Annotated in this window: 1 protein-coding gene; it reads right to left on the minus strand. The window is 71.0% G+C overall.

The genetic code is table 11. The annotated features are described in order from the left end of the window. Positions 1-144: 144 nt before the first annotated feature. Positions 145-2,853, minus strand: coding sequence for a pyruvate, phosphate dikinase (gene ppdK / locus JNW89_RS32170; protein ID WP_238451920.1), 2,709 nt, complete (start codon positions 2,851-2,853; stop codon positions 145-147). Positions 2,854-3,281: the final 428 nt, after the last annotated feature.

The following is a 3,281-nucleotide window of genomic DNA, read 5'->3' on the forward strand; positions in this document are numbered from 1 at the left end:
CCCCGCTGCCGGCGCTGGCGCGGCGACGGCCCGGATCGACCTGGCGGCGCCCGCCGCTGTAGGGCCGGGCCCTCCGCGACGCACCACACCCACCGACGACGACGCGCTCCGGGAGCACCCGGGAGCCGCCCGTCGGTCGTGCGGTCAGCGGCTGTCGGAACCGTCGGTCTCGACGGCCGCCCGGCCGGCCTCCAGCCGGGCCACCGGGACCCGGAACGGAGAGCAGGAGACGTAGTCCAGGCCCACCTCGTGGAAGAAGTGCACCGAGTCGGGGTCGCCGCCGTGCTCGCCGCAGACGCCGAGCTTCAGCTCCGGCCGGGCCGCCCGGCCCTCCTCCGCGGCGATCCGGACCAGCCGGCCCACCCCGTCCCGGTCGATGGACTCGAACGGCGAGATGCCGAAGATGCCCAGCTCCAGGTAGCGCCAGAAGAACGCGCCCTCGACGTCGTCGCGGGAGAAGCCCCAGGCCATCTGGGTCAGGTCGTTGGTGCCGAAGGAGAAGAACTGCGCCGCCTCGGCGATCTGCCCGGCGGTCAGCGCCGCCCGGGGCACCTCGATCATGGTGCCGATCAGCACCTCGACGCCGCTGTCCCCGACCACCTCGGCGATGATCTTCTCGGCCTCGGCCCGTACCGTCTCCAGCTCCTGCACCGCGCCGACCAGCGGCACCATGATCTCCGGCTTGGCGACCGCCCCGGCGCGGGTGACCGCGACGGCGGCCTCCGCGATGGCCCGGACCTGCATCGCGAACAGGCCCGGGATGACCAGGCCGAGGCGCACGCCGCGCAGGCCCAGCATCGGGTTCTCCTCGTGCATCCGCCGGACGGCGGCGAGCAGCGCCTCCTCCTTGGCGACGTCCTCGCCGCGCTCCTGGGCGACGGCGACGTTGACCGCGAGCTGCTCCAGCGGGGGCAGGAACTCGTGCAGCGGCGGGTCGATCAGCCGCACGGTGACCGGCAGGCCGTCCATCTCGCGGAAGATCTCCACGAAGTCGTCGCGCTGCAACGGCAGCAGCGCGGCGAGCGCCGACTCCCGCTCGTCGTCGGTGCGGGCCAGGATCAGCCGCTCGACCAGCTCCCGCCGGTCGCCGAGGAACATGTGCTCGGTGCGGCACAGGCCGATGCCCTGGGCGCCGAAGCGCCGCGCCCGGGCCGCGTCCGCCCCGGTGTCGGCGTTCGTCCGGACCGCCAGCCGCCGCTTGGCGTCGGCGTGGCTCATGATCCGGTGTACGGCCCGAACCAGCGGGTTGTCGACGTGCTCCGGCTCGAGGCTGCCCTCGAAGTACTGCACCACCTCGGACGGCATGACCGGGACCTCGCCGAGGTAGACCTTGCCGGTGGTGCCGTCGATGGAGACGATGTCGCCCTCGTTGACGGTCTGCCCGGCCACGGTGAAGCGCTTGGCCGGCACGTTCACGTCGATCTCGTCGGCGCCGGAGACGCAGGTCTTGCCCATGCCCCGGGCCACCACGGCGGCGTGGCTGGTCTTGCCGCCCCGCGAGGTGAGGATGCCCTGGCTGGCGATCATGCCGTTCAGGTCGTCCGGGTTGGTCTCCCGGCGGACCAGGATCACCGACTCCCCCTCGGCGGCCAGCTCGACCGCCCGCGCGGAGGTGAAGACCACCTTGCCGGAGGCGGCGCCCGGTGAGGCGCCGATGCCCTTGGCGACCGGCTGGAACTCGTGGTCGAGCCGGAACCGGGGGAACATCAGCTGTGCCAGCTGCGCGCCGTTGACCCGGTGCAGCGCCTCGTCCAGGTCGATCAGGCCCTCGTCGACGAGCTGCCCGGCGATGACAAACGCGGCGGCGGCGGTGCGCTTGCCGACCCGGGTCTGCAGCATCCAGAGCTTGCCGCGCTCGATGGTGAACTCGATGTCGCAGAGGTCCTTGTAGTGCCCCTCCAGCCGGGCCATGAACGTGAGCAGCTCGTCGTAGGACTTCTTGTCGAGCTGCTCCAGCTCCTGCAGCGGCACGGTGTTGCGGATGCCGGCGACGACGTCCTCGCCCTGGGCGTTGGCCAGGTAGTCGCCGTAGATGCCCTGGGCGCCGCTGCCCGGGTCGCGGGTGAAGGCGACGCCGGTGCCGGAGTCGGGGCCGAGGTTGCCGAAGACCATGGAGACCACGTTGACCGCGGTGCCGAGGTCGGCCGGGATGCGCTCCTGGCGGCGGTAGAGCACGGCCCGCTCGGCGTTCCACGACTCGAAGACCGCACGGATGGCCAGGTCGAGCTGCTCGCGCGGCTCCTGCGGGAACTCCCGGCCGGTGTGCTTGAGGAAGATCTTCTTGTACGCGTCGACCAGCCCGCGCAGGTCGTCGGCGTCGAGGTCGAGGTCGTTGGTGGTGCTCTTGGCGCGCTTGGCCTCGTCCAGGGCGTGCTCGAACTCCTCGCCCGGCACCTCGCAGACGGTCTTGCCGAACATCTGGATCAGCCGGCGGTACGAGTCCCAGGCGAACCGGTCGTTGCCGCCGGCCTGGGCGGAGAGCCCGACCACGCTGCGGTCGTTGAGGCCGACGTTGAGGACGGTCTCCATCATGCCGGGCATGGAGAACTTCGCGCCGGAGCGTACGGACACCAGCAGCGGGTCGTCCGGGTCGCCGAGGCGGCGGCCCATCTCGCGTTCCAGGGCCTCCAGGTGGGTGGCGATCTGACCGGCCAGCCCGGCGGGTTCCTCGCCGGTGGCCAGGTACGCCTTGCACGCCTCGGTGGTGATGGTGAACCCGGGCGGGACCGGCAGCCCGAGATTGGTCATCTCGGCGAGGTTGGCCCCCTTGCCACCGAGCAGGTCCTTGAGGTCCTTGTTGCCCTCGGCGAAGTCGTAGACGTACTTGTGATCGACCGTCTCTTGCGCTGCCACCAGAGCCTCCCACGCGCGCCGGAATTGACACTTAACGAAGGTTCAGCTGCCTCATACCCCGGGGCAGGCCACCGGTAATCCCGGTGCCAGCACCGATCGGTGGGCGAAGGTTAAGCGAACATCGGGTGGCCTGGGACCGTTCGGTGACAATAGGCACAACCATCACGACTATCCGTGTTCGCGGGGGTTTCTGGGAACGCTTCCACGCGCACGATCACGCAATTCCGGGTCTCCTCGTATTCTTGACGGCACCGGTTCTGCTGAACCTGACCTTTGCCATATCCGCCGCAAATACACCCCGGAGCCGCCGCCGTGCCGCCCATTTCCTCGACCAGCCCCGAGAACGGCTCCACCGCCGGGGCCGACCGGGAACCGCTGGGTCAGGTCGACCTGTCCGCCCACCGGCCGGCCGCCGCCGAACTGGCCCG

Source organism: Micromonospora sp. 4G55 (assembly GCF_016803375.1).